The sequence below is a fragment of the Gordonia crocea genome (assembly GCF_009932435.1).
Classification (GTDB): domain Bacteria; phylum Actinomycetota; class Actinomycetes; order Mycobacteriales; family Mycobacteriaceae; genus Gordonia; species Gordonia crocea.
Window position 1 is genome coordinate 58,437 of the sequence record NZ_BJOU01000011.1, and the last position, 21,255, is coordinate 79,691.

Consider the following 21,255-nt stretch of genomic DNA (forward strand, 5'->3'; position numbering starts at 1 on the left):
CTGTGATGGGGCGACTCACTGATCCGGGACGGGACTCGTCGGTCCTTCCCCGTCGGCGAGTAGTTCACGCAGGGTCGTGATCACTCCCTGCTCGACGTTGCTCGGGATCTGCACCCCGGCGGCGGCTGCCACCGCCGGATGGGCATTGGCGACGGCAAATGAGTGCTGCGCGGCGGCGAGCATTTCCAGGTCGTTGAGGTAGTCGCCGAATGCCGCGGTCTGCTCGGGGCCCACGGCAAGATTGCGTTGCAGCACCCGTACTCCGACGCCTTTGTCCGCCTGTCGGCTCATGATGTCGATCCAAGGTCCGCTCGACCACCGCCCCGTCGGTCCGCTCGACCACCGCCCCGTCGGCCCGGCAGACCACCACGCCGAGGTCCGCGCGGTCATCTGCGCCAGCAGCGGCCAAAACGCGTCCGGGATGGCACCGTCGTCGAGCAACAGCGTGCCATCCATGTCGCAGACGACGAGCCTGATGCCGGTCACCGGCGCCGTCCCCCGCGCCGCACCCGGGCGGCCACCGTGCCCCACAGGTCGCTCGGCGCCTGCGGGGCACTCCATCCGCGCCACATGACGAGCATGCGGAACCCGAACGCCACCGCGGTGCCGACGACCAGCGCCCAGTCCTGGCCGCCGCCCAGATCGTCGATGGCCACGGTCAGTCCGGCTCCGGCCAAGGCCGGGATCGCCACCATCTCCCCACTCTGGATCAGCAGCGGCACCTCGTTGACCAGAACGTCGCGCAGGATTCCGCCGCCCAGCCCGGTGGTGACCCCGATCAGCGCGGCGGCGAACAGACTGGTGCCCGAATGCAGCGCGACCAGCGCCCCGGTGGAGGTGAACAGCGCGACACCGAAGGCGTCGAGGACATCGACCGTCCGCCGGACCGCGCCGAACTGGGGGTGGAAGAAGAAGACGACCGCGGCGGTCGCCGTGGCGACGGTCAGGTTTTCCCACCCCTTGAACGACAGCGGCGGCGTGACGCCCAGCATCACGTCGCGCGCGATCCCGCCGCCGAGGCCGGTGAGGACGGCCAGCGTCCAGATGGCGAAGGCGTCCAGCCGCTTGCGCACCCCCATCAACGCGCCACTGGCCGCAAAGGCGGCGATGCCGAGGTAGTTCAGCGCGGTCAGCACACCCGGATTGTAAGTGCCGCGGGGGCGCCGCGGCCCGCACACGCGCCCCTCACGGGGCCCGGTGGCCGAGGTGGGTCAGGACCAGACGGGTCGATTCGGCGATCGCCTCATTGAAGGGTGCCGCATCGGGCACGTCGCCGCGGGATCGCACCAGCACCACCGCCAGTACCCGCTGCCCGGTCGGCCCGATCAACAGGCCCGCATCGTTGGTCGAGCCGTAATCCCCGGCCCCGGATTTGTCCGCACTCGTCCATCCGGCCGGGAGCCCGGCGCGAAAACGCTTGGCGGAGGTGGTGTTCGCACGCATCCAGTCGAGCAGTTGGGTGCGCTGTGCCGGTGGCAGCACATCGCCGACGAGCAGCCGGCGATAGCCCGCCCCCAGGGCCCGCGGGGTCGTCGTGTCGCGGTGGTCCATCGGCTCGGCGGTGTTCAGCTCCGGTTCCCACCGGTCCAACCGAGACGCGTCGTCGCCGATCCCCCGCGCGAAGCACGTCACCGCTGCCGGTCCGCCGATCAGCCGGAGCATCAGGTTCCCGGCGGTGTTGTCGCTGCGCTCCAGCGCAGCGGCACAGACGTCGCGCAGACTCATCGTCTGACCCACCGCTTGCGACGTGACCGGCGAATTGACCACGATGTCGTCGGGAACGATGGGGATCTCGCGGTTCAGGTCCGCCTCACCGGCGTCGACCAGTTGGAGCACTCGTGCCGCGGCGTAGGTCTTGAACGTTGAACACATCGCGAACGTCTCGCCGGGACGATGTGCGACGACCGCTGAGGTTCCCACGTCGACCGCGTGCACACCGATGCGGGCGCCGTACCGATCTTCGAGGCGGGCGAACTCGTCGTGGACCTGGGTCGCCCGTGATCGCGACGCTCCCGTTCCACAGGCGCTCACCAGCGCGCCGACCCCGAGAAGGGCGAAGAGTTCGCGGCGATTCCATTGCGACTGCACGCCTACCAACGAATCACATTTCCGGCGGTTGCGCCGGACCGGGCTCCGGGCGTGTCCAGATCCACGTTCCCATACCGACCATGACGGCCACCCCGGCATAGGCCGCCCACCGGACGGGTGCGACGGCGAGTAGGACCGCGGCGCACACCGCCATGCTGATGGCGGCGGCCCATTTGCCGCGCCTGCTGATCGCCCCCTGCTCCTGCCAGTCGGTGATCATCGGGCCGAACCGCGGGTGCTGCAGCAACCAGCGGTGCAGGCGATCCGAACCGCGGGCCGCCGCGTAGGCGGCCGCCAGGATGAACGGCACCGTCGGGAGGAACGGCACCACGATGCCCACGAACCCCAGTCCGAGGAGCACATAGGCCAACGCCCACCACGCCCACCGCACCCGTTGGCTCATCCTGCAAGTCTAGATTTCGACCACGCGCCCGCCGTCGACATGCCAGCGTCGGTCGACCCGCACGGTGTCGGCCATCCGCCGGTCATGGGTGACCAACAGCAGCGCACCGGTGTACGTCTCCAGCGCCGACTCGAGCTGTTCGATGGCCGGCAGGTCCAAGTGGTTGGTCGGCTCGTCCAGCACCAGCACGTTGGTGCCGCGCGCCTGCAGCAGGGCCATGGCGGCCCGGGTGCGTTCCCCCGGCGACAACTCGTCGACCGGCCGCCCGACGTGGTCGGCGCGCAACCCGAACTTCGCCAGCAGGGTGCGGACTTCGGCCGAGCCGAGGTCCGGCATCAGCGTCTCGAACCGCTCGGCGAGCGGCGTCGGCCCGGTGAACAACGTGCGCGCCTGATCGACTTCGCCGATCGCCACATTCGCGCCGAGTTGCGCCGTTCCCGCATCCGGTGCGATCCGGCCCAGCAGCAGTCGCAGCAGGGTGGACTTCCCCGCACCGTTCGGTCCGGTGATGGCGATGCGCTCGCCCGCGTTGACCTGGTTCGACACCGGGCCGAGGGTGAAGTCGCCCTGATGCACCACTGCCTCGTTCAGGGTGGCCACCACCGAACTCGCCCGGGGCGCGGAGCCGATGGTGAACTCGAGGACCCACTCCTTGCGGGGTTCGACGACCTCTTTCAACCGCGCGATCCGGCTTTCCATCTGGCGCACCTTCTGCGCCTGCTTCTCGCTAGACTCACTGGCCGCCCGGCGTCGGATCTTGTCGTTGTCGGGGGCCTTGCGAATCGCGTTCCGCACGCCTTGGGAGGACCATTCGCGCTGGGTCCGGGCCCGCGCGACGAGATCGGCCTTGCGCTCGGCGAACTCCTCATACTCTTCGCGCCGATGCCGCCGGGCCACCTCCCGCTCCTGAAGGTAGCTGTCATAACCGCCGCCGAAGACGGTGTTGGTGTGCTGGGCCAGGTCGAGTTCGAGAACGCGGGTCACGCAGCGGGAGAGGAACTCCCGATCATGCGAGACCAGGACGACCCCGCCGCGCATCCCGGCGACCAACTCCTCGAGCCGGGCCAGTCCGTCGAGGTCGAGATCGTTGGTCGGCTCGTCGAGCAGCACGACGTCGAAGCGGGAACACAACAGGGCGGCCAACCCGACCCGCGCGGCCTGCCCACCGGACAACCCGGTCATCAGGGCATCCTGCGACGGCCCGTCGCCCACGGCCAACCCAAGATCGACCAGCGTCGCCGGCAAGCGCTCGTCGAGGTCGGATGCCCCGGTCGCCAACCAGTGGTCCAGTGCGGCGGAGTAAGTCTCGGCCGCCGCCGCGGGCGCGTCGGGGTCGGACAGCGCGACCGCGGCGGCGTCCATCGCCGCCGTGGCGGCCGCACAGCCGGTGCGCCGAGCCACGTACTGCCCGATGGTCTCCCCGGGCACCCGCTCGTGCTCTTGGGGCAACCAGCCGACGAAGGCGTCGGCCGGTGCGCGCGACACGGTTCCCGCCAGCGGCGCCAGGTCGCCGGCCAAGATGCGCAGGAGCGTCGACTTGCCGGCCCCGTTGGCCCCGACGACGCCGACCACGTCCCCGGCGACAACGGTCAGGTCGAGGTGGTCGAAGAGCACGCGGTGGGCGTATCCGCCGGCGACGTCCTTGGCGACGAGCGTGGCGGTCATGCCTGCGTGGTCTCGGGGATCAGCGGTGCCATACCGTCGACCAGAATGCGGACGTAGTGGTCGACCACGGTCTGCCGGTCGAGGTCGGGCCGGGTGAGCCACCAGCGGCCCAGGGCCTCCCCCACCCCCGAGATGGCATGGGCCTGGGCTTCGACCAGGTCCACCGCAACCTCGGGTGCGCCGCGGCGGATCAGAGCCGCGATGGCCGCCACGTGCTCGAGTTGCACGGCCCGCAGTTCGTCGGCCTCCTCCCCGGCGATCACCGACGAACTCGCCGCGAGCAGCATCCAGCGGCCCCGGTCCGATTCGAGTGTGGCGAAATACAGGTCACCGGCGGCCCGCAGTCGGTCGACGGGACCGCCGTCCACCGCGTCGACGACCTTCGCGATGACGGCGTTGTAGCTCTCGTAGATTCGTCGGATGCAGGCGACGTAGACGCCCTCTTTGGTCTCGAAGTGGCGGTAGACGATCGGCCGCGACACCTGCGCGCCGCGGGCGATGTCCTCCATCGATACCTCGGCGTAGGGCCGGTGGATGAACAGGTCCTCGGCGACGTCGAGCAACTGGTCGTGCCGCTGCTGCCGGGAGAGCCGTCGCTGCGGCGGCGCAGCCTCCGTGGCATCCGAGGTCATAGGTACCCACGATACGCGTCGGCGGGTACCGGAGATCCGGCCCACGGCCGCCCGGTCAGGCCCTCACCGACCGGTGCCGCGGCCCAGCCGGTCGCGGTCCCGGTTGGCGGTGCGCGGCCGCGCCCACCAATCCGACACCGGCCAGCAACAACGCGATCGGCATCATGATCAGCAGCGCCTGGTTGAGGCCGTAGGCCTCGGCGCTCACGCCGTGACCGGCGACGGCCAGCGCGTCGGAGATCATTCCGGTGGCGATGGGTCCCAGCGCTCCGCCGAACAGGTAGCAGCCGGCGAAGAACATGGCCGTCGCCTGTGACCGCAGGTGCGGCGGGTTGACGTCGGCAATGGCCGGCAGGGCTGAGGTGTGGAAGAAGAACTGGAGGAACGACACCAGCGAGATGGTCGCCACGAACAGGGTGAGGTGGTCGGGTCCGATCCGGAAGGCGAGCCAGGCGATCGGCGCCGCCAGGAGCAACGTGAAGCCGCCCAGGAAGACGCGGTGGCCGGCTGACCGCCGACTGAGTCGATCCGAGATCACACCCCCGACGACGAGTCCGAGCAGCGAGGCCAGACCGAGCACGACGCCGGCATGCAGGCCCGCGACGGTCAGACTGAGGCCGTAGTAGCGCTGCAGCAGCGGGACCAGGAAGGTGGTCAGGCTGTAGGCGGCAACCTGCAGGCCGATACCGCTGACGACCAACCAGCGCATGGTCGGCGCCGCGAACACGGTGCGCCACACGCCGAGGATCCCCCTGTCGTCGGTCCCCGGGTCGACCGTCACGGACACGTCGTCGGCGGCACCGCGCGCGGGTTCGTCGATACGCAGCAGGAGCACAGCCAGGATGAGACCCGGACGGCTGCCACGAGGAACGGGGCGCGCCAGCTGTCAAAGGCGTCGGTGATGAGCCCGGTGGTGAAGAAGGCCAAGATGGTGCCGACCGGGATGCCGAACTGCAGGACGGCCACTGCGCGCGAGCGCCGGACCGGCGGGAAGAGGTCGGCGATGAGGGAGTTGGCGGCCGGCCGTGGGAGGCCTCGCCGATACCCACGCCGAAGCGGATGAGCAAGATCGACAGGAAGCTCCAGGCACCGGCGGACAGTGCGGTGAAGATGCTCCAGACGACCAGGCCCCACCCCATGATCCGGCGTCGGCGGCCGGTGTCGGCGAGTCGACCGAGCCAGATGCCGGCGACCGCGTAGACCACGATGAACGACGCGCTGAGAAAACCGATCTGTGCGTCGCTGAGTCCGAACTCGTCCTTGATCGGCTCGATCACGATCGCGGGCAGGGCACGGTCGTAGAAGTTCATCACGTTGGCGGCCGCCAGGAGCAGCAGGATCCGCCAGGCTTGTGGGTTCTGGCCCCGAGCTGACCGGTGGCCGGTTGGACGACGTCCCGCTGGGTCATGGCGCTCCTCGAGCTCGCTGGACGCGAGTCCCGCTGTTGGAGAGGCGGAGACCACCGCGTCGGGGATCCCACAAGTTACACTATGTAGCTTACAATCGCCCCCATTCGCCGACTGGGCCCTCATCTCCGCCGACTGGGCCCTCTTTCTCGCCGACTGGGCCCTCATCTCCGTCGAGTGGGCCCTTGTTTTCGCCGAGTGGGCCCTTGTTTTCGCCGAGTGGGCCCTCGGCTCATCCTCGAACCGGCGGAAACACCGTGAGCGTCGACGACTCGGCCGACACCGCAATCGGTCTGCCCGCGACGAATCCGGTGGCATCGGGTAGGCGTTGTGCCGGCACGCCGCTGCGCAGGGGTAGCAGGACGATCCCCGTCCGGTCGTCGTCGACCGTCAGGGCCAGGTAGTCCTCGGAGTACCCGACGCATCGGGCCCCGGCGGCGACCGCGTGGTCCGGGTCGGGTTGGCCCGCTCCAGTGGATGAACTGTGCCAGCTTCACCACGGTGGTCCCAGGTTGTTCTCGATGTGGCTGCTATCGGGCGTTGAGTGCGAGCCGGGCTCCGAAAGCAATCAGCACGCCGCCGGTGACACGATCCACCCATCGCACGAACGACGCCGACCGCAGGCGTGCCCGCAGGGCAGAGCCGCCGAGCACCAGGAACGTCGACCACACCATGCCCAACGCGCAATGCACGAGCGCCAACAGAACACCCATGACCAGTGGTGGGATTCCCGAGACCATGAACTGCGGAATCGTGGCGAGGTAGAAGACGCCGACCTTCGGATTCAGCAGGTTGGTCAACAGGCCCGCTGACGCGCCGCGCCATACGCCGCCTTTCGGAACCGGTGGCTTCTGCTCTGTCACCGTGTGTCGACGGACGCTGGACACCAGAAGGGATACGCCCATCCACACGAGATAGCAGGCGCCGAGCAGGGACAGAATCCGGTACGCGGTCTCGGAGGTAGCGAGCACCGCGGTGGCCCCGACACCGGCGGCCGCTCCCCACACCAGGGTTCCCGCCTGGATGCCGAGAGCGGTTGAGAATGCGTACGTCTTGGAACGAGTCAGCGCGCTGCGAAGGATAAGCGCCGAATCCAACCCGGGCACGATGGTCAACAACACCGCCACCGCGGCGAAGCCGACCAGAGCACTTGCGACAGTCACGCCGTCAACCTAACACCGGGCGATCCGCCTACCTCGCCACTCGCGGTTCTGGAAATGACGAAACCCAGGTCAGAAATCTACTCCGACCTGGGTTTCTACGGTGGAGCTAAGGGGACTCGAACCCCTGACCCCCACACTGCCAGTGTGGTGCGCTACCAGCTGCGCCATAGCCCCGTTGTGTAGTTTTCACTCGCGCTCGCGGACCCCTTCGGGCGTCGCAAGCGCATTAGCGAAACTACACCATGGCGATGACCGCCTCCAAATCGCGGAGGCGGTCACCGCGACTACTGCTGGTCCTTCAAGATGTTCTTCAACCAGTCCGGGTTGGAGTGGTCGACCTTCTTGCCCTCCAGCAGCACCGACGGCGTGCTGACATTGCCGCCAACGGCCTTCGACAGCTGGTTCACCGACTCCTGGGCGGCCTTGGCCGCGGCATCGACCTGGGTGCCGTTGGCGATGCAGCGCTGGGTGGCCTCGTTGGCGCCGGCCTCACGCGCAATCTTCGCCAGATCGTCGTTGCTGTGGTCGCTGCTGCCGCCCTCCATCGGCTGCTGCTGGAACAGCGCGCTGTGGAACTTGAGGAACAGTTCCTGGTTCTTCTCCCCCGCCACACACTGCATTGCGGCGGCGGCTCGGGTGGAGTAGTCCCGCGACGGCGAGCTCTCGTTGAGGAAGTTCAGCATGTGGAACCGCACGCGGAGCTTGCCGCCGCGGACCGCGTCGGCAACCTCTTCGCCCTGGGACTTCTCGAACATGCCGCAAGCCGGGCACAGCGCGTCCTCGAATAGGTCGATCGTCACCGGCGCGGTCGCCGAGCCGACGGTCAGATCCGTGTTTCCCGAGGTGACGGTCCCGTTGGGATCCAGACCGGAGTCCTTCTCGCGGTTCGCGGTCAGCACGACACCGCCGATGATCAGTGCGGCCAGCACGATCACCGAAATGGTCACGAGAACGTAGGTCAGCACGTTCGACGTCGACTGGGGCTTGTAGCCGCCCCGCACATTGGGAATCGCGGGGCCCGATTTGGCACTCACGTGATGGCTCCTTGTATCCGGAAAGGGTTTACCTGGGCAAGAACGCTACCCGAGCGGCACTGAGACCCGTCTGAGACTCTCACCGCTGGGCCAGCACCGCGTCGACCAGTTCCTGCGCCTGCTGCTGCACCGCGCGCAGGTGGTCGTCGCCGCGGAAGGATTCGGCATAGATCTTGTACACGTCTTCGGTTCCCGACGGCCGGGCCGCGAACCAGGCGTTGGCCGTGGTCACCTTCAGCCCGCCGATCGGGGCGTCGTTGCCCGGCGCGCGGGTGAGGACCGCGGTGATCTCCTCGCCGGCGAGTTCGCGCGCGGTGACGCGGTCGGGGGTCAGTGCCGCGAGCACCGCCTTCTGCTCGCGGTCGGCCGGGGCGTCGACGCGCGCATACGACGAGGTGCCGTAGCGCTGGGCCAGCTCGGCGAACCGCTCGCTGGGGCTGCGCCCGGTGACGGCCAGGATCTCCGCCGCCAACAGCGCCAAGATGATCCCGTCTTTGTCGGTCGACCACGGTCGGCCGTCGAACCGCAGGAACGACGCCCCGGCGCTCTCCTCGCCGCCGAAGGCGATGTCCCCGCTCAACAACCCGTCGACGAACCATTTGAAGCCGACCGGCACCTCGACGAGGCGGCGCCCGATCCCGGCGACCACCCGGTCGATCAACGACGACGAGACGATCGTCTTCCCGACGGCCGCGTCAGCACCCCACCCGTCGCGGTGGGTGAACAGGTAGTCGATGACGACGGCCAGATAGTGGTTGGGGTTCATCAACCCGCCGTCGGGGGTCACGATCCCGTGCCGGTCGGAGTCGGCATCGTTGCCGGTGGCGATGTCGTAGCGGTCCTTCGCGCCGATCAGCGATGCCATCGCGTTGGGCGAACTGCAGTCCATCCGGATCTTGCCGTCGGTGTCGAGGGTCATGAAGCGAAACGTCGGATCGGTGGCCGGGTTGACCACCGTCAACGACGGCAGGAACCGCTCGCCGATTGCCGCCCAATAGTCCACCGAGGCGCCGCCGAGGGGGTCGGCACCGATCTTGACCCCGGCGTCGGCGATGGCGGCCAGGTCGACCACCGACCCGAGTGCGTCGAGGTAGTGGTCGAGAAACGAGTAGTCCGCCGCCGCCGCGCGCGCCTTCTCGAACGGCACCCGGTGCACCGACCGCATCCCTTCGGCGAGGATCTGGTTGGCGCGGCTGGCAATGGTGGCGGTGACCGCCGAATCGGCCGGCCCGCCCGACGGCGGGTTGTACTTGAACCCGCCGTCGCGCGGCGGGTTGTGGCTGGGCGTGACGACGATCCCGTCGGCGCGCGCCTCGTTGTTCTCGTTGAATTCGAGGATGGCGCGGCTGATCGCGGGGGTGGGCGTCACCGCGTCGCCGGTCGCGGTGCGCACGTCGACGCCGCCGGCCACGAGCACCTCCAGCGCGGTCCGCCACGCCGGGATCGACAGGGCGTGGGTGTCGAACCCGATGAACAGCGGACCGGTGATCCCGGCCTGAGAGCGGTATTCGACGATGGCCTGGGTCGTCGCCAGGATGTGCGGCTCGTTGAATGCCCCGTCGAGACTGGACCCGCGGTGCCCCGAGGTCCCGAAAACCACCTGTTGGCCGGGGTCGTGCGGATCGGGCGCCAGTTCGTAGTAGGCCCGCTCAACGGCGGCGACGTCGATGAGGTCCTCGGCGGTGGCCGGTGTGCCGGCACGCGGATGGGCAGCCATGGTGCCCAGTCTGCCACCATTGCCGGTATGGCTCCTCGACTCGGCGTTCTCGTTCTGCCCGGCGGTACCGACTTCTCCTACAAGCCGTTTTCGCCACTCCAGGGCTCGGCGATGCGCATGTATCCGTTCACCTGGTCGCTGCAGGCGCGCTTCCGCGGTGCCGTCGACGTCGAGCAGGTGCGCTACCGCGTCTACGGCTGGAACGGCGGCCAGGCCAGCCCCATGTGGCACGCCCGCGCCGCGTTGGAGACGATGACCCGCCGCAATCCGGGGATGCCCGTCGCGGTCATCGGCCATTCGATGGGCGGGCGCGTGGCCGCTCAACTCGGGGCCGACCGCCGGGTCCTCGGCATCCTCGGGCTCGCACCGTGGTGGCAGTTCGCCGATTGGCGCGAAATCCACGGCGGGGCCAGGGTTCTCGCCGTGCACGGCTCGGCGGACCGGACCACCTTCGCCCACCGGACGGCCAAGGGCGTCGACGAACTGCGCGAGCGCGGGGTCGACGCGACCTACGTCGAGGTTCCCGGTGGCGGGCACGCCATGCTCGACCACCTCGGCACCTGGCAGGGGTCGGCCATCGGCTTCATCGACGGCCTGCTGCGCGACCTGCGCTGATCAGCCCGCCGGGCGCAGACCGGGGTCGGTCCGGCCCGCCCGGGACACCATGACGAGGCTGACGACCAGCACCCAGGTCGGGAAGGACAGCGTCACCCACTGCGACAGGTCGCCGATCACCAGCAGCGTCAGCGCACCCGCGTAGGTGACCAGTGCGAGCCACTTCGGCATCAGCCGGGTCTTCCACCAGATCGTCGCCAGCGAGATCATGAAGACCGCGGCCATCCGCAGGGCGAACGTCTTGCTCGCGGTGGCCGCCGCTGCGGCCCCGAAGCTCACCACGCCGGGCGGGAGGTGCGGATCGCCGTGCGCGGTCCCCGTCACCAGACCCGCGGCGATCGCCGTGGCGACGAACATCATCGTCAAGAAGACGATCCCGCTCGCGAGGAACACCGTGGCGTAGAAGCGGTCCTCGGCCCGGCCCAAGCCGTCGCGGATCACCGCGATGAACCAGAGGAAGGCGATGCCGGCGAAGGGCATCAGCTTCATCGCGATTGTCAGCCGGGTGCGCCGCTCGTCGGAAAGCGGTGCACCCGAAGCGAAGTCGTGCTCGAGCGTGCCGTGCAACAGGACCAAGACGATCGCGAACAGGACGGCGAAGACGATGCCGGCCACCGCCGCCATGCGCGGTGCGGTGAGCATCTTGGGCGCCGCCAAGACGCCGGTCTCACCCTCGTCGCCGGTCTCGCCCTGGCCAACTGTCTCGCGCGTGTACCCGCCCATACCGGTGTCCCGTCATCGCAGGAGATGGCCATCGGCACGGCGCCAATTGCCCACCGACCACGGTAGGCGACGGGGAATGAGGGCGCCACTCGATCCGACGAACCGGCTAGCCCGACACCAACTCGTGGGCGCGGTCGCGCAACTCCTCGTGGATGGCGGCCCGGATCGCCTCGACCACCGGATTGGAGATGCGTTCCCGCCGGGCGGCGAGGGTGAAGCCCAACCGCACCGCCACCTCGTCGGCGAGGACGCGTCGCAGCTCCGGGTGCCGCCGCGCGACGAACACCGGCAGCAACCCGATACCGCCCCCGGCCCGGGTCGCCTCGACCTGCCCGAAGATGCTCGTCGAGCCGAACTGGGCGACCATCCCGGGGATGTGCTTGTCCAGATCGAGGTCCTCCACCCGCAGCAGCGAGTCGACGTACCAGATCAGCGGATGTCCGCGCAGTTCGGCCACCGTGGCCGGCACGCCGTGCGCGTCGAGGTACCCGTCGGTGGCGTACAGCCCCAATTCGTAAACGGCGATCTGCTCGCTGACGAGCTGCCTACTCATGGCCTCGCCCACCGAGACGGCGACGTCGAAGCCGGACTGGAACAGATTCAGCTGCCGGGTGGTGGTGATGAGTTCGACGGTCAGATCGGGATGCCGTTCCCGCAGCCGCACCAATGCCGGGGCGATGAAGTACGCGCCGAATCCGTCGGGCGCGGTCACCCGGGCGTGGCCGCGCAGCGCCGACGCACTGCTTCCCGCCACCGCCGCGACGGCATCCCCGACCGCCGCCTCGATCGCCCCGGCCGCCGCGGCGACGGTCCGACCGGTCTCGGTCAACACCCAGCCCGACACCCCGTTCTCGACGAGGCGGACACCCAGCGCCTTCTCCAGCGCACGGATGCGCCGGGTCACCGTGCTGGTGTCGACGCCGAGATTGGCGGCCGCCACCGAACGACTGCCGGTCTGGGCGACGGCGTGCAGGAAGCGCAGGTCATCGGCCCTAATGTCCTCGGCCGACACCGATCCGGTGGACGAGTCGCCGGGGCCGGGGTGCTGCTGCGCCATAGCGGATTACTACCACATCACCCTGCCGCCACGTGCTCCCGTAGGTGAGCGGTGCGTATGGCCTTGAGCGTCGCGAGTTCCCGCTGCTGTATCGGGACGTCCCAGACCGACCGAGCATCTTCATCTTCGGGTCGCCGAGGACGTCGTGGACATCGACGGCGAGAGGCTGATGGCCACTCGACACCAGCGAGGCAGGGATGGCGCGGTGTTGCCTTAGTCGCCAACGGGCCAGTTGAGGCCGAGTGCGGTGAGCCAGGGGTCGAAGGGGGTGCCGATGGTGCCGAGGTTGTCGACGACGGGGCTAGGGTCGTCTTCGATGTCGAGGAAGGGTTGCGGGTCACCGCCGAACAGGGCCGCGGCTTGCTCGGCGGCCGTTTGGCCTTGAATCAGTCGACGCGATGAGCCGTCGGCGGTGGGGGCTGGTTCGGCGTCGGGGTAGTCGATGTGGGTTTGGTACACCAACCGTGCGGGGCCGGTGGTCAGTTCCCACACGGCCAGGGTGACTCCGTGTTCGTCGGCATCGTCGGCGACGACCGCCCGTCCGGGGCCGACACCGTCGAAGCCTGGTTCGGCGAAGACTTCAAGGATCATGAAGGGTGCGTAGAAGCTGAGACGAGCCCCATCGTCGGTTTCCTCGACGGCGATATCGACGTCATCGAGGACGTCCCCGAAGATCGGCTCGGTGGCCGCTTTGAGCTGGGCAATGGTTTGTTCAGCAGCCTCGGTATCGGGGACGTCGGCGATCACAGCCACACCATAAGAACTCACGTTGGGGTCTCCTTGTATTCTTCGTTGATTTGATCGTCCTCCCACCACCGGTACTTCGATTGAGGGAAGACGACCGGTCCGATCATCGATTCCGGTACGGCGACGGCTGTGAGGCTTTCAATGCGGTGGGTGTTGATCACGTTCTCAAAACCAGCACGGTCGCGCGCGGCGATCGCCTCTCGGATATCGGCGAGGTACTCCGACGCCGGACGCGGTGACAAACGCATCTCGGGGTCCCCGTCGCCGGCAAGAGCGATCAACCAGTCCAGTGTCTCCACCAACTCGAACCGTGGCTTGGCCCCGCACAACGACTGGATCATCCCGGCCCTACTCAGTTGATCTTCATGAGACGAGTAGTCAACGTCAGGGGCGTTGCGCCAGCCAGGCTCGCGCCAGAGAGCATCGGCCACCAACTCTGGCCATCGGTTAATCTCGGCGGCACCCCGATAGCGAAGGAAGACTTGCTCATCGACGAGACGAGTCCAGGCTGCAGTGTTCTCGGGTGTGACCCGGGTGACTACGCGATTAGGCTTTGCTGGGTCTCGAAGGAAGACACGTCTGGCGTCGTCACCATGATCGCCGCCGGGCCGGTCGTAGACGGTTTGGCCGAAGAAGTAGCCGTACGCTTCCCACTTCCCCACACTGGTGTTCTCGTAGTCGATACCTTGCAGCCACCACCCAACCGGTTGACGGATGATCCGCAACCGGCGTCCTTTGCCGACCGTGCGCCAAGGTTCACCGAGGATCGTGACCGTGTCCTCGGCCACGGTCTTCCACTCACGTGCACTCATTCCCATAGGTCGCATCCTAAGTCGCCGGCGCCGGGTCAACGATCGGCCCGGCAGGTCGTAGTTCCTCGATCAGGTCTTCGGCGATACCGAGCGTGATAGCAAGCGCTTGGCGCCAGTTGGAATCGATACCGGCCTTCCCGGTCTTCAGATCAAACACACGCAGCACCTCCTCGACCCCGTCGCGGATGGTCGTCAAGATCACATCTGGACGGATACTGCCTTTGCTTCCGCGAGGAGCCCGATCCTCTTCGAGGCGCCTTCGATTGTCTTTTGGCGGCTGACCGCGTTTGAAGGACATCTCCAGGCGCAGTGCGATGTCTGGGCCGAACCACGCGTCTAACTCGGGAACGATGAAGTTGTCGACTAGGTATTCGAAGAAGTTATGGGCGATGGTTCCCAGCAGTGCTCGCTGCAACCAGTCGACGAAGTACCTGGCGCGGATAGCGAGCCATTCGAGTGCCAGCACCAACGCATAGTTCGCGGCATGCCCGAGTAGCTCACGAATGCGGTCGACGATATCGTCCTCGCCGTAACCCGTGTCGGGCGCCTCGGGTGGTCCAGGCGGTACGAGTTGGTCGCCGAACTTCTCGAGTTCGTCGGCGAATTCGTCGACTGCTTTGGCGATGATGTCGCGCAGCCAGTCATTCGGTGCTCCCCGTGGCGGTGCGAACGGTAGGGGTTCGGGGCCTTCGGGTGATTCGGGTGGGATGACGGATGGCGCCTGGGGGCGGTCGTCCTCGGGCGCCCCGGGTGCCTCTCTGCCGCCTTCGGGGGTGCGGTGCAGGGGATCGTACGTGCGTGGATCTGGATCTGGTTGTTCCTCGTCGGCCGGTCCGCCATCGTCGGGTTCGGTGCGGTCCGGGATCTCGGGTGGTCGCTGCGGGTCGCCTTCTGGTGCGGTGTCAGGTTCACCGGGAGCCTCTGGCGGCGGATCACCCATCGGTGGTGCGGGGTCGTCGCCGGGAGCCTGAGGCAACGGTTCGTTATCGCCAGGTTGCGACGTCGACGGGTCGTCGCCTGGTTGGGGTGTGGGCTCGGTGTCGCCGGGTTGTGGGGGCGCGGACGGAGCTGGTGTGACCCGCCCGGCGGTTCCTGGACAGTCTCCCGACTATTGTCGGGTTGAGCTGGAATGGGAGCATTCGTATGCCACGGAAGTATTCTGCTGAGTTTAAGTCCTCCATCGCGTTGGAGGTGATCGAGCATTCGCGGCCGATCTCGGCGGTCGCGAAAGAGAACAGCGTCTCGGAGCAGTCTGTGTCTCGGTGGGTTCAGATTTATCGGAAGGAGCATCCGGAGTTGGAAGATCAACTCAATGAGTCCGAACGCGATGAATTGATTCGTCTGCGTCGACAGAATGCGCGGTTGAAGGAGGAGGTCGAGATTTTGGGAAAAGCGACTGCCTTCTTCGCCAAGAAGTCTCAACCGTAGATCGGTTCGGTTTCATTCTTGACGAGGAAGGCAATCACTCTGTGTCTCTGATGTGTGCGGTCCTGCGTGTTTCTCGGTCCGGTTTTTATGAATGGAAGCACCGGGCCGAGTCCGCGCACGCCAAGTGGCGTCAGCGGATCGGCGACATGATCGAAGTGTTCTTCGAAGCCTCCGAGCAGACGTACGGCTACCGCCGGATCCATGCCGACTTGCTCGACAGCGGGATCGACATCGACGATGACACCGTCCGAAAGATCATGCGTGAGCGCGGCCTGAGGCCCTGCCAGCCAGGGCCGAAGCGACTGGTGACGACCATAGCTGCCGATGCCGGCGGCCTGCCCGACCTGGTGTGCCGTGACTTCACTGCCCAGGCTCCCGGCCGTAAGCTGTGCGGCGACATCACCTACATCAGAACGTGGGAAGGCTGGCTGTTTTTGGCGACGGTACTGGATTGTTTCAGCAAAAAGGTGGTCGGCTATGCGATGAGTGATCGGATGACATCAGATTTGGTTGTAGCCGCTCTCGATAAGGCTGCTGAAAATGTTCCTTTCACTGCGGGTGTCACAATATTTCACAGCGACCGCGGAAGCCAATACATGTCAACAGCATTTGCATCCTGCGCCACCGATCACGGTGTCCTAAGATCTGTTGGTCGCACTGGGGTTTGCTACGATAACGCTTGGGCCGAGTCGTTCAACGGAACCCTGAAGAATGAGTGCGTGAACCGAAAACAATATCCGACGCGAGAACGCGCAAAGAAGGACATCACGCGATACATCGAACTACGCTACAATAGTAGCCGGCGTCATTCGGCACTGGACTATTCGACGCCTAATCGGGTAGAATCTGACTGGTTCAGTCGATCGGTATCGGCGTGACACTAATTTCTGACAATTAGCTGTCCAGGAAACGCCGGGCACCTCAGTGGTTCGGGCAGGGTGTTGTAGTGGTTGTCGCGGAACCATTTGTCGACGTCGTTGAAGAATTGGCGGGACTTGGAGATCAAGTCCTCAATACGCTCTCGCAGCTTTGGGTCGATGTCGCTGGGAATTTGCTCCTCGAAGGAGCGGAGCCATCCCTCGTTGATGCGCCACGCCTCGCGGAACTCCCGGTAGGAGCCTTTGCGGAACTCTTCGAACATGCCTTGTGCTCGGCGTAGTTCGTCCTCTAGTTCGCGCAGTATCCGTTGCACGTTGGGAGGTACGGGTGCATCGGCCGGCGGTGCGGACGGCTTCGCCCCCCTACTGTCAGGGACAGCCGGCACCGGTAGTGGGATTCTCAGCATCCTGGGGATCCGCAAAAGTGCCCCCAGGCCCGCGGGCAGCAGAGATGGTGACGAGCCTTGCCCACCCGGGCCAGAGTTTGTGGGCGGCGTCCGTTGCGACCGCTCGGGCCCGGTGCTAGTTGGCCCTGAACCCGTGCCGCTGCCGGGGCCGGTGTCGCCGTGGTGGGTCGGCGGGTTGGCCAGCTGGTAATTCTCACCGTCGGAGGGTCCCGGCGCTGGGGGAATGAGTGTTTGGTCATGGGCTGGCGGCGGTGGCGCGACGACTGCTGCGACTTGACGCCGTGCGCGTGTCGACGGGCGTGCTGCGCCAACGGCAGCGGCTGCACCGGCCAGTAGCCACGCCCATATCGGAATGTCTGACCCGCCCGGCGGTTCCTGGACAGTCTCCCGACTATTGTCGGGTTGAGCTGGAATGGGAGCATTCGTATGCCACGGAAGTATTCTGCTGAGTTTAAGTCCTCCATCGCGTTGGAGGTGATCGAGCATTCGCGGCCGATCTCGGCGGTCGCGAAAGAGAACAGCGTCTCGGAGCAGTCTGTGTCTCGGTGGGTTCAGATTTATCGGAAGGAGCATCCGGAGTTGGAAGATCAACTCAATGAGTCCGAACGCGATGAATTGATTCGTCTGCGTCGACAGAATGCGCGGTTGAAGGAGGAGGTCGAGATTTTGGGAAAAGCGACTGCCTTCTTCGCCAAGAAGTCTCAACCGTAGATCGGTTCGGTTTCATTCTTGACGAGGAAGGCAATCACTCTGTGTCTCTGATGTGTGCGGTCCTGCGTGTTTCTCGGTCCGGTTTTTATGAATGGAAGCACCGGGCCGAGTCCGCGCACGCCAAGTGGCGTCAGCGGATCGGCGACATGATCGAAGTGTTCTTCGAAGCCTCCGAGCAGACGTACGGCTACCGCCGGATCCATGCCGACTTGCTCGACAGCGGGATCGACATCGACGATGACACCGTCCGAAAGATCATGCGTGAGCGCGGCCTGAGGCCCTGCCAGCCAGGGCCGAAGCGACTGGTGACGACCATAGCTGCCGATGCCGGCGGCCTGCCCGACCTGGTGTGCCGTGACTTCACTGCCCAGGCTCCCGGCCGTAAGCTGTGCGGCGACATCACCTACATCAGAACGTGGGAAGGCTGGCTGTTTTTGGCGACGGTACTGGATTGTTTCAGCAAAAAGGTGGTCGGCTATGCGATGAGTGATCGGATGACATCAGATTTGGTTGTAGCCGCTCTCGATAAGGCTGCTGAAAATGTTCCTTTCACTGCGGGTGTCACAATATTTCACAGCGACCGCGGAAGCCAATACATGTCAACAGCATTTGCATCCTGCGCCACCGATCACGGTGTCCTAAGATCTGTTGGTCGCACTGGGGTTTGCTACGATAACGCTTGGGCCGAGTCGTTCAACGGAACCCTGAAGAATGAGTGCGTGAACCGAAAACAATATCCGACGCGAGAACGCGCAAAGAAGGACATCACGCGATACATCGAACTACGCTACAATAGTAGCCGGCGTCATTCGGCACTGGACTATTCGACGCCTAATCGGGTAGAATCTGACTGGTTCAGTCGATCGGTATCGGCGTGACACTAATTTCTGACAATTAGCTGTCCAGGAAACGCCGGGCACCTCAATCAGGCGTGGTGGTGTCACTGACATCGGGCACCCGTTGCCCGGGGGCAACAGCGGGAGTCTGCGGCGCTGGTTGCTGCACCTGTGGTGGGGTCGGTGGCTGCGGAGCGGGCCGAGGTGACTGCGGCGGTGTCGGTTGGCCGGTCTGTGCCGGCGGAGCCTGCTGTTGCCGGGTCTGCTGCGGCGGCGCGGGTGGTTGTTGGCCGGGTAGTCCGGGCGCGCGGTAGCCGGGGACGGGGATGATGGGGGTGGCGTTGCTTGTTCCGGGGCCGGTGCCTGGTTCGCCGCCGACGTTGGGGCCGTTGCTGTTGTTTCCGGTGGTGGGTGTGGGTGGTGCGGTGTATTGGGTGGGTAGCGGGGTGTAGGTGGGCACGTTGATGCACGGCCAGTAGGGCCCGTGTTCGCGGCGCATCTGATCACACAACGGATCAGCATGGGCGGTGCCGGGATGGGCGGTGACCGCGAGCAGGATCGCGATCCCGGTCAACCCTGTTGCCAGGACTGCGGTCAGGGCAGCGATCCAACGCCACCGGTACCTGCGCCCGCGGGGTGTACTGGTCACCGGTGTCCTTTGACCGCGGCGATGAGGGTGTCGATGCCGGCCCAGAACCAGCGCCCGGCCAGGGACATGAGCAGGAAGAAGGCGAGGAACACCACGATCGTGCCGTGATCGTCGGCCCAGCCTGACAGGCGCGGCAGGGCCGCGGCCGCAGCAACCAGGAGAGCGGTGCCGACAATCAGTTGGATCAGTGCGCTCAAGGGGATAGTGCGGCCGGTGGTGTCGGGTGCCGTATCAGTCGGCGTGCTCGTGGCGTGGGGTGCGGGCATCGGGGATGGTCCTTGCCGGTTTAGAGGTAGTGGGGTTTGCCGTAGAGGTGGAAGGTGTCGTCGTTGGTCGGGGTCGACAGCCCGATGCGTACGTAGGCGCGCACCGAGACCGGGCCCAGGCAGCCGGCGACTTTGGCGTGCACCCCTTCCAAACCGATCCCCGCTGTGGGGCCGGTGAGGGCTTTAGATCCGAAGGGAATGTCGTAGATCGCACCAGGACGCACGGTGGTGGAAATGTTGCCCAGGGCTTGGACGCCGATGATGGCCGCGGGCGGATAGGAGATCGACATCTGCGCTGTCGGCCCGGCCAGGATGCCCAACGAGACGCCGGAGGAGATGTCGGTGTTGCAGGCGATATGAAAGCCTGAACTCATCGACCCCGAGTTCACCGGAATCTTGGCGGCCCCGGTGATCGACACGGTGCCCCGCAACGTCAAGAACCCCTCACGCGTCCACGGGGATTGGTCCAGTGGTGGCACGCTACGGACCCGTTCACGCTTCTTCGACAGGGTGATCCGCCACCCGTCATCGGTCACCCGCACAATCGACCGATCAGCGAACGGGTGGGCCGCGGTCGCGGTGCCCGGACCGACGAACAAGGCAGTGGTGGTCAGTGCGGCGCAGCACAGTGCGGCACCGAGTTTCCCCCGCATCAGATTCGTTCCCCCTCGTTGATGAGCCCCTATCAGGAGCAACCATCACACGAAGTTTGCTATCACGCAGCATATGTTCGATGTAAACCGGAGTAACACGTCAACTATGTGCAAGTCAGAGCACGGGAGGGACTTTAGTCCCTTCCGTGATCAGCAAGGTGAAGGCAGTTACGGAATAGGCCTTGCCAGGCGTTAGCGCGCCATAAGGCGCAGAGGGTTGTCGTCGCGCGCGAGCCGGGGCCATGCGCCGAGGAAGGCGTGAACGCATCGCCGCCGGTCGAGTCGGTGAACGCGATGACTGGAGGCACGCTGAAGGTTACGCAACGGTGATCACTGGAAGCTTCGCCGCCTTGAGTCGATTGGTGAACAACCGGGTGCAATACCGGAACGGAACGGGTGACCGTCCTCGATCCTGGACTGGGGTGAGGTCACCGTCGACCGACGGTCGGTCCCAATTTCACCCAACGCGGCGGGACCCGACCCGCGCGTATTCAGCGCAGGGTTTGGATGATCGCGCTGAAGTCCAAGTGCGCATTGTCGGCGGCGAAATCCGAGTAGAGCTTTGCCGCGGCCGACCCGAGCGGCGCCGAGCTCCCGGTCTGGGTCACCGCGTCCATCGCGAGCGTCAGATCCTTGTTCATGAGCGCGGTGGCGAATCCGGGTCGGAACTCGTTGCCCGACGGGGCGGTCGGCACCGGCCCCGGCACCGGGCAATTCGTGTGCAGCGCCCAACAGTTCCCAGTCGCCCCGGTCACGACGTCGTAGAGCGCCTGCGGGGTGAGGCCCAGCTTCTCGGCAAGGACGAATGCCTCCCCGACGGCGATCTGCTGGACGGCCAGGATCATGTTGTTGCACAGTTTGGCCGCCTGGCCGTTGCCGCTGTCGCCGCACGGCACGACTTTGCCGGCCATCGGCTCGAGGATCGGCGCGGCGGCGGCCACCGCCTGCTCCTCGCCGCCGACCATGAAGGCCAGTGTCCCCGCCGTGGCGCCCTTGACACCGCCGGACACCGGCGCATCGATCTGCAGCATGCCGGCCTCGGTGGCCTGCGTGTTGATTTCGCGCGCATCACCGACGGCGATCGTGGACGAGTCGATGAACAGGGTGCCCGGCTTGGCCTTCGGCAGCACCGAGTCGTAGACCGACTTCACGATCGCCCCGCTGGGCAGCATCGTGATGACGACATCGGCACCGTCGACGGCCGCCTCGGCGGTCTCGACGGTGTCGACACCGGCCTCGGCCGCGGCCGCGACTGCCACCTGCGACGCGTCGAATCCGGCGACCCGGTGACCGGCTTTGACGAGGTTGACCGCCATCGGCAACCCCATGTTGCCCAGCCCCACAAACGCGATGACACTCATGATC

At 66.3% G+C, this 21,255-nt stretch carries 26 protein-coding genes, 1 tRNA gene and 1 pseudogene; 5 read left to right on the forward strand and 23 right to left on the reverse strand.

The annotated features are described in order from the left end of the window. Window positions 1–15: 15 nt before the first annotated feature. The 13 genes and pseudogenes from nbrcactino_RS14470 to pgm form a co-directional block, all read right to left on the reverse strand. The gene (locus tag nbrcactino_RS14470) at window positions 16–486 is read right to left on the reverse strand and encodes an HAD family hydrolase (protein ID WP_228460926.1); all 471 of its coding nucleotides are present in this window, start codon (window positions 484–486) and stop codon (window positions 16–18) included. Beyond that, window positions 483–1,136 carry a trimeric intracellular cation channel family protein gene (locus tag nbrcactino_RS14475; protein WP_228460928.1) on the reverse strand — a complete coding sequence of 218 codons (654 nt, stop codon included), beginning with the start codon at window positions 1,134–1,136 and terminating at the stop codon, window positions 483–485. The genes nbrcactino_RS14470 and nbrcactino_RS14475 overlap by 4 nt, the downstream gene beginning before the upstream one ends. A gap of 49 nt (window positions 1,137–1,185) precedes the next feature. Further along, window positions 1,186–2,088: a class A beta-lactamase gene (gene bla / locus nbrcactino_RS14480; protein WP_228460929.1), complete on the reverse strand. Its 903-nt coding sequence runs from the start codon at window positions 2,086–2,088 to the stop codon at window positions 1,186–1,188. Between the two features lie 13 nt (window positions 2,089–2,101). After that, window positions 2,102–2,491 (reverse strand): YbaN family protein, encoded by a 390-nt coding sequence (locus nbrcactino_RS14485; RefSeq protein WP_161928225.1) that lies wholly within the window; start codon window positions 2,489–2,491, stop codon window positions 2,102–2,104. A 9-nt stretch (window positions 2,492–2,500) separates the two neighbouring features. Next, window positions 2,501–4,156 (reverse strand): ABC-F family ATP-binding cassette domain-containing protein, encoded by a 1,656-nt coding sequence (locus nbrcactino_RS14490; protein ID WP_161928226.1) that lies wholly within the window; start codon window positions 4,154–4,156, stop codon window positions 2,501–2,503. After that, window positions 4,153–4,788 (reverse strand): TetR/AcrR family transcriptional regulator, encoded by a 636-nt coding sequence (locus nbrcactino_RS14495; RefSeq protein ID WP_161928227.1) that lies wholly within the window; start codon window positions 4,786–4,788, stop codon window positions 4,153–4,155. The genes nbrcactino_RS14490 and nbrcactino_RS14495 overlap by 4 nt, the downstream gene beginning before the upstream one ends. Window positions 4,789–4,843: 55 nt before the next feature. Then, window positions 4,844–5,623 (reverse strand): MFS transporter, encoded by a 780-nt coding sequence (locus nbrcactino_RS18375; protein WP_161928228.1) that lies wholly within the window; start codon window positions 5,621–5,623, stop codon window positions 4,844–4,846. Then, on the reverse strand, window positions 5,566–5,922 hold the full coding sequence (locus tag nbrcactino_RS18380) for an MFS transporter (RefSeq protein ID WP_161928229.1): 357 nt from the start codon (window positions 5,920–5,922) through the stop codon (window positions 5,566–5,568). Before nbrcactino_RS18380 ends, nbrcactino_RS18375 begins: the two co-directional genes overlap by 58 nt. Continuing rightward, window positions 5,832–6,512: pseudogene (locus nbrcactino_RS18525) on the reverse strand (MFS transporter); the annotation flags it as partial. The pseudogene nbrcactino_RS18525 and the gene nbrcactino_RS18380, both read right to left, overlap by 91 nt. A 212-nt stretch (window positions 6,513–6,724) precedes the next feature. Beyond that, window positions 6,725–7,357 carry a LysE family translocator gene (locus nbrcactino_RS14510; protein ID WP_161928230.1) on the reverse strand — a complete coding sequence of 211 codons (633 nt, stop codon included), beginning with the start codon at window positions 7,355–7,357 and terminating at the stop codon, window positions 6,725–6,727. A 101-nt stretch (window positions 7,358–7,458) separates the two neighbouring features. Then, a tRNA-Ala gene (locus nbrcactino_RS14515) sits at window positions 7,459–7,531 on the reverse strand. Window positions 7,532–7,641: 110 nt separating this feature from the next. Then, window positions 7,642–8,391, reverse strand: a complete 750-nt coding sequence (locus nbrcactino_RS14520; RefSeq protein ID WP_161928231.1) for a thioredoxin domain-containing protein — start codon at window positions 8,389–8,391, stop codon at window positions 7,642–7,644. 79 nt (window positions 8,392–8,470) lie between these two features. After that, window positions 8,471–10,108, reverse strand: a complete 1,638-nt coding sequence (pgm, locus tag nbrcactino_RS14525; protein WP_161928232.1) for a phosphoglucomutase (alpha-D-glucose-1,6-bisphosphate-dependent) — start codon at window positions 10,106–10,108, stop codon at window positions 8,471–8,473. Between the two features lie 27 nt (window positions 10,109–10,135). Between pgm and nbrcactino_RS14530 the strand changes: the two genes are divergently transcribed. Continuing rightward, entirely contained in the window at window positions 10,136–10,723 is a 588-nt protein-coding gene (locus nbrcactino_RS14530; protein WP_161928233.1) for an alpha/beta hydrolase, read from the forward strand. On the opposite strand, the gene nbrcactino_RS14535 is transcribed toward nbrcactino_RS14530, so the two are convergent. From nbrcactino_RS14535 to nbrcactino_RS14555, 5 genes are all read right to left on the reverse strand, one after another. Beyond that, a complete protein-coding gene (locus nbrcactino_RS14535; RefSeq protein ID WP_161928295.1) occupies window positions 10,724–11,365 on the reverse strand; it encodes a hypothetical protein in 642 nt (213 codons plus the stop codon). It lies immediately after the preceding gene. A gap of 187 nt (window positions 11,366–11,552) precedes the next feature. Beyond that, a complete protein-coding gene (locus nbrcactino_RS14540) occupies window positions 11,553–12,503 on the reverse strand; it encodes a LysR family transcriptional regulator (RefSeq protein WP_161928234.1) in 951 nt (316 codons plus the stop codon). 213 nt (window positions 12,504–12,716) lie between these two features. Next, window positions 12,717–13,271: a hypothetical protein gene (locus nbrcactino_RS14545; protein WP_161928235.1), complete on the reverse strand. Its 555-nt coding sequence runs from the start codon at window positions 13,269–13,271 to the stop codon at window positions 12,717–12,719. Then, entirely contained in the window at window positions 13,268–14,068 is an 801-nt protein-coding gene (locus nbrcactino_RS14550; protein ID WP_161928236.1) for a hypothetical protein, read from the reverse strand. The genes nbrcactino_RS14545 and nbrcactino_RS14550 overlap by 4 nt, the downstream gene beginning before the upstream one ends. A gap of 10 nt (window positions 14,069–14,078) precedes the next feature. Continuing rightward, complete coding sequence (locus nbrcactino_RS14555) at window positions 14,079–15,002, reverse strand: hypothetical protein (protein WP_161928237.1); 924 nt, start codon at window positions 15,000–15,002, stop codon at window positions 14,079–14,081. 203 nt (window positions 15,003–15,205) lie between these two features. On the opposite strand from nbrcactino_RS14555, the gene nbrcactino_RS14560 reads away from it, so the two are divergent. Then, entirely contained in the window at window positions 15,206–15,490 is a 285-nt protein-coding gene (locus tag nbrcactino_RS14560) for a transposase (protein WP_161926047.1), read from the forward strand. 14 nt (window positions 15,491–15,504) lie between these two features. Then, window positions 15,505–16,368, forward strand: a complete 864-nt coding sequence (locus tag nbrcactino_RS14565) for an IS3 family transposase (protein ID WP_267130401.1) — start codon at window positions 15,505–15,507, stop codon at window positions 16,366–16,368. Between the two features lie 2 nt (window positions 16,369–16,370). On the opposite strand, the gene nbrcactino_RS14570 is transcribed toward nbrcactino_RS14565, so the two are convergent. After that, the gene (locus nbrcactino_RS14570; RefSeq protein ID WP_161928238.1) at window positions 16,371–16,631 is read right to left on the reverse strand and encodes a hypothetical protein; all 261 of its coding nucleotides are present in this window, start codon (window positions 16,629–16,631) and stop codon (window positions 16,371–16,373) included. Between the two features lie 570 nt (window positions 16,632–17,201). Here nbrcactino_RS14570 and nbrcactino_RS14575 point away from each other — a divergent pair. Next, entirely contained in the window at window positions 17,202–17,486 is a 285-nt protein-coding gene (locus nbrcactino_RS14575; protein WP_161926047.1) for a transposase, read from the forward strand. A 14-nt stretch (window positions 17,487–17,500) separates the two neighbouring features. Continuing rightward, on the forward strand, window positions 17,501–18,364 hold the full coding sequence (locus nbrcactino_RS14580) for an IS3 family transposase (protein WP_267130401.1): 864 nt from the start codon (window positions 17,501–17,503) through the stop codon (window positions 18,362–18,364). 43 nt (window positions 18,365–18,407) lie between these two features. On the opposite strand, the gene nbrcactino_RS18050 is transcribed toward nbrcactino_RS14580, so the two are convergent. From nbrcactino_RS18050 to mmsB, 4 genes are all read right to left on the reverse strand, one after another. Further along, window positions 18,408–18,971, reverse strand: a complete 564-nt coding sequence (locus nbrcactino_RS18050; RefSeq protein ID WP_186343402.1) for a hypothetical protein — start codon at window positions 18,969–18,971, stop codon at window positions 18,408–18,410. Continuing rightward, window positions 18,968–19,237 (reverse strand): hypothetical protein, encoded by a 270-nt coding sequence (locus nbrcactino_RS14585; RefSeq protein ID WP_161928239.1) that lies wholly within the window; start codon window positions 19,235–19,237, stop codon window positions 18,968–18,970. Before nbrcactino_RS14585 ends, nbrcactino_RS18050 begins: the two co-directional genes overlap by 4 nt. A gap of 20 nt (window positions 19,238–19,257) precedes the next feature. Continuing rightward, window positions 19,258–19,890 (reverse strand): MspA family porin, encoded by a 633-nt coding sequence (locus tag nbrcactino_RS14590; RefSeq protein WP_161928240.1) that lies wholly within the window; start codon window positions 19,888–19,890, stop codon window positions 19,258–19,260. 491 nt (window positions 19,891–20,381) lie between these two features. Then, the gene (gene mmsB, locus nbrcactino_RS14595) at window positions 20,382–21,251 is read right to left on the reverse strand and encodes a 3-hydroxyisobutyrate dehydrogenase (protein ID WP_161928241.1); all 870 of its coding nucleotides are present in this window, start codon (window positions 21,249–21,251) and stop codon (window positions 20,382–20,384) included. Window positions 21,252–21,255: the final 4 nt, after the last annotated feature.

Excerpts from the sequence above, each read along its gene's own strand:
- pgm (WP_161928232.1), bottom strand. The coding sequence starts at position 10,108 with ATGGCTGCCCATCCGCGTGCCGGCACACCGGCCACCGCCGAGGACCTC.
- nbrcactino_RS14490 (WP_161928226.1), bottom strand. The coding sequence starts at position 4,156 with ATGACCGCCACGCTCGTCGCCAAGGACGTCGCCGGCGGATACGCCCAC.
- mmsB (WP_161928241.1), bottom strand. The coding sequence starts at position 21,251 with ATGAGTGTCATCGCGTTTGTGGGGCTGGGCAACATGGGGTTGCCGATG.
- nbrcactino_RS14570 (WP_161928238.1), bottom strand. The coding sequence starts at position 16,631 with ATGTTCGAAGAGTTCCGCAAAGGCTCCTACCGGGAGTTCCGCGAGGCG.
- nbrcactino_RS14590 (WP_161928240.1), bottom strand. The coding sequence starts at position 19,890 with ATGCGGGGGAAACTCGGTGCCGCACTGTGCTGCGCCGCACTGACCACC.
- nbrcactino_RS14530 (WP_161928233.1), top strand. The coding sequence starts at position 10,136 with ATGGCTCCTCGACTCGGCGTTCTCGTTCTGCCCGGCGGTACCGACTTC.
- nbrcactino_RS14550 (WP_161928236.1), bottom strand. The coding sequence starts at position 14,068 with ATGGGAATGAGTGCACGTGAGTGGAAGACCGTGGCCGAGGACACGGTC.
- nbrcactino_RS14585 (WP_161928239.1), bottom strand. The coding sequence starts at position 19,237 with ATGCCCGCACCCCACGCCACGAGCACGCCGACTGATACGGCACCCGAC.
- nbrcactino_RS14560 (WP_161926047.1), top strand. The coding sequence starts at position 15,206 with ATGCCACGGAAGTATTCTGCTGAGTTTAAGTCCTCCATCGCGTTGGAG.
- nbrcactino_RS14540 (WP_161928234.1), bottom strand. The coding sequence starts at position 12,503 with ATGGCGCAGCAGCACCCCGGCCCCGGCGACTCGTCCACCGGATCGGTG.
- nbrcactino_RS14575 (WP_161926047.1), top strand. The coding sequence starts at position 17,202 with ATGCCACGGAAGTATTCTGCTGAGTTTAAGTCCTCCATCGCGTTGGAG.
- nbrcactino_RS14485 (WP_161928225.1), bottom strand. The coding sequence starts at position 2,491 with ATGAGCCAACGGGTGCGGTGGGCGTGGTGGGCGTTGGCCTATGTGCTC.
- nbrcactino_RS14495 (WP_161928227.1), bottom strand. The coding sequence starts at position 4,788 with ATGACCTCGGATGCCACGGAGGCTGCGCCGCCGCAGCGACGGCTCTCC.
- nbrcactino_RS14535 (WP_161928295.1), bottom strand. The coding sequence starts at position 11,365 with ATGCTCACCGCACCGCGCATGGCGGCGGTGGCCGGCATCGTCTTCGCC.
- nbrcactino_RS14555 (WP_161928237.1), bottom strand. The coding sequence starts at position 15,002 with ATGGGTGATCCGCCGCCAGAGGCTCCCGGTGAACCTGACACCGCACCA.